The organism is Amycolatopsis sp. TRM77291, from assembly GCF_054166285.1.
The window spans coordinates 1-2,783 of record NZ_JBSZHF010000007.1 but is presented as its reverse complement, the minus strand read 5'-3'; the positions used below and the strand labels follow the sequence as shown (position 1 = coordinate 2,783).

At 68.7% G+C, this 2,783-nt stretch carries 3 protein-coding genes; 2 read left to right on the top strand and 1 reads right to left on the bottom strand.

Going from position 1 to position 2,783, the window contains the following annotated elements; translation table 11 throughout:
* Positions 1 to 301: 301 nt before the first annotated feature.
* Entirely contained in the window at positions 302 to 1,135 is an 834-nt protein-coding gene (fdhD, locus tag ACXIZN_RS43035) for a formate dehydrogenase accessory sulfurtransferase FdhD (RefSeq protein ID WP_457960755.1), read from the bottom strand.
* Positions 1,136 to 1,236: 101 nt separating this feature from the next.
* Here fdhD and ACXIZN_RS43030 point away from each other — a divergent pair, with 101 nt between their 5' ends.
* Together ACXIZN_RS43030 and ACXIZN_RS43025 are read left to right on the top strand one after the other, a co-directional pair.
* Positions 1,237 to 2,598: an L-lactate MFS transporter gene (locus ACXIZN_RS43030; RefSeq protein ID WP_457960754.1), complete on the top strand. Its 1,362-nt coding sequence runs from the start codon at positions 1,237 to 1,239 to the stop codon at positions 2,596 to 2,598.
* On the top strand, positions 2,595 to 2,723 hold the full coding sequence (locus ACXIZN_RS43025) for an MFS transporter small subunit (protein ID WP_255355414.1): 129 nt from the start codon (positions 2,595 to 2,597) through the stop codon (positions 2,721 to 2,723). Before ACXIZN_RS43030 ends, ACXIZN_RS43025 begins: the two co-directional genes overlap by 4 nt.
* The last annotated feature ends 60 nt before the right edge of the window (positions 2,724 to 2,783 follow it).

Sequence of the window (2,783 nt, the reverse complement as noted above, 5' to 3'; positions counted from 1 at the left end):
GTCGCGAAAGCCACTTTCGGGACACCAGACGTCGCGAAAGTGGCTTTCGCGACACGGTCGCCAGCGCGGCGCCGGACCGGGCCACGGCCGACGTTGCGAAAGTGGCTTTCGCAACTCCCCGGCCAAGCCCAGCACCCAGCAGGACACGAAACCCCGGTACCGAGTGGGCCGGGTCTCGAATGGACGACACGCGTGATCAGGTGGACGACACGGCCACGGCCGGGGCTCCACCGCGAGCCGTCCGTCCGATCACGCGTGTCGTCCGTACGAACTCACGACACGGTTGGTCCCAAAGCGTCCTTCAGCCCCCGAGGCCGAGCACCCGCTGTTCCCCGCTGTAGAGGTTCATGCTGTCGCCGCGCAGGAAACCGATGAGGGTCATGCCGTTCTCGTCGGCCAGTTCCGCGGCCAGCGACGACGGGGCGGAAACCGCCGCCAGCAGGCCGATCCCGGCCATGGCGGCCTTCTGCACCAGTTCGAACGAGGCGCGCCCGGATACCAGCAGCCCGACGTCCGCCGCGGGGATCCGGCCCTCCTGCAGCGCCCAGCCGAGGACCTTGTCGACGGCGTTGTGCCTGCCGACGTCCTCGCGGACGACGGCGAGATTCCCGTCGCCGTCGAACAGGGCGGCCGCGTGCAGCCCGCCCGTGCTGGAGAACACCTTCTGGTGCGCGCGAAGCGTGTCCGGGAGCTTCGACAGTACGTCGGTGCTCACCGCGAACTCGGACTTCTCCGGCGAAAAGCGGCTTTTCAGCTTCACCGCGTCGAGCGCGGCCTTGCCGCAGACGCCGCACGAGGACGTGGTGTAGAAGTTCCGCTCGACACCGGTCTCCGGCGGAGCGACCCCTTCGGCCAGCGCGATGTCCAGGACGTTGTAGGTGTTGCGGCCCTGGTCGTCGACGCCGTCGCAGTACCGCGCGACCGCGACGTCCTCGCGCGAGGCGAGCACGCCCTCCGACAGCAGGAACCCGTGCGCCAGTTCCACGTCGTTGCCGGGTGTCCGCATGGTGACCGCGAGTGCCTTGCCGCCGACCCGGATCTCCAGCGGTTCCTCGGCCGCGAGCGCGTCGGGGCGTCGCACGTCCTTCGTGGCGGAGATCTTCCGCACCGGACGCCGCACCGTCACCCTGCCCACTTGTCCACCCTTCTGACCGGTTATTCGACACTCGAATACTGCAACGCCGGGAATTAAGTAATACATTCCCAGTGCACATCCCCAGAGTACGGAGGCGCCGGATGGCTGTCGGCTTCCTGGACCGTTCCCGCATCGTCGCATCGCCGGGCTGGAGCCGCTGGCTGGTGCCGCCCGCCGCGCTCGCCGTCCACCTGTCGATCGGGCAGGCGTACGCGTGGAGCGTCTTCAAACCGCCGCTGGAGAAGACCCTCGGGCTCAGCGGCACGGAGAGCGCGCTGCCGTTCCAGCTCGGCATCGTGATGCTCGGGCTGTCGGCGGCGTTCGGCGGGACGCTCGTCGAACGCAACGGGCCACGCTGGGCGATGTTCGTCTCGATGGTCTGTTTCAGCTCCGGTTTCCTGCTGTCCGCGCTCGGCGTGGCGACCTCGCAGTACTGGCTCGTCGTCCTCGGCTGGGGCGGGATCGGCGGCATCGGGCTCGGCATCGGCTACATCTCGCCCGTGTCGACGCTCATCAAGTGGTTCCCGGACCGGCCGGGGATGGCCACCGGGATCGCGATCATGGGCTTCGGCGGCGGCGCGCTGATCGCCTCCCCGTGGTCCTCGCAGATGCTGGGCGCGGCGCCGTGGTCGGCCGGGACGGTCGCGACGGCCTTCCTCGTGCACGGCCTGGTCTACGCGGTCTTCATGACCCTCGGCATCCTGTTGGTCCGTGTTCCCGCCGACGGCTGGAAGCCGTCGGGCTGGGAACCCAAGACCGACCACGGCAACGCGATGATCACCACCGCGAACGTGTCGGCGCGCAACGCCCTCAGGACGCCGCAGTTCTGGCTGCTCTGGGTGGTCCTGTGCTTCAACGTGACCGCGGGCATCGGCATCCTGGAGAAGGCGTCGCCGATGATCGCGGACTTCTTCCGCGAGACCTCGACCCCGGTCGGCACCGCCGCCGCGGCCGGGTTCGTGGCCTTGCTCTCGCTGACCAACATGCTCGGCCGGTTCGTCTGGTCGTCCACTTCGGACCTGGTGGGACGCAAGAACATCTACCGGCTGTACCTCGGCGCCGGCGCCCTGCTGTACCTGGTGATCGCGCTGACCACCAACGCGTCGAAGCTCGTGTTCGTCCTGTGCGCCATGCTGATCCTGTCGTTCTACGGCGGCGGTTTCGCGACCGTGCCGGCGTATTTGAAGGACCTTTTCGGCACCTACCAGGTGGGCGCGATCCACGGCAGGCTGCTGACCGCGTGGTCGATGGCCGGTGTGCTCGGGCCGCTCATCGTCAACGCCATCGCCGACAGCCAGAAGGCGGCGGGCAAGGTCGGCCCCGACCTCTACTCGACGTCGCTGTTCATCATGATCGGCCTGCTGGTGGTCGGTTTCGTCGCCAACGAACTGGTGCGCCCCGTCAACCCGAAGTTCCACGAGCCGGTGTCGCCCGGCGAGCCCGCGAGGAGTGAGGCCCGATGACCGAACAGGCTCCCGAACGCCGCCGCACCGGGCTGATGGTCTTCGCCTGGCTGTGGGTCGCGCTCCCGTTCGCCTACGGGGTCTACGAACTGTTCCGCAAGGTGGTCCAGCTCTTCGGCGGCTGAGTAAGGTCGGCTCGTGGGAGTTCTGGTCACCGGGGCGTGGGGGGGGGGGGGGGGGGGGGG

Coding starts and splice junctions, on each gene's coding strand:
- ACXIZN_RS43025 (WP_255355414.1), top strand. CDS start 2,595: ATGACCGAACAGGCTCCCGAACGCCGCCGCACCGGGCTGATGGTCTTC.
- ACXIZN_RS43030 (WP_457960754.1), top strand. CDS start 1,237: ATGGCTGTCGGCTTCCTGGACCGTTCCCGCATCGTCGCATCGCCGGGC.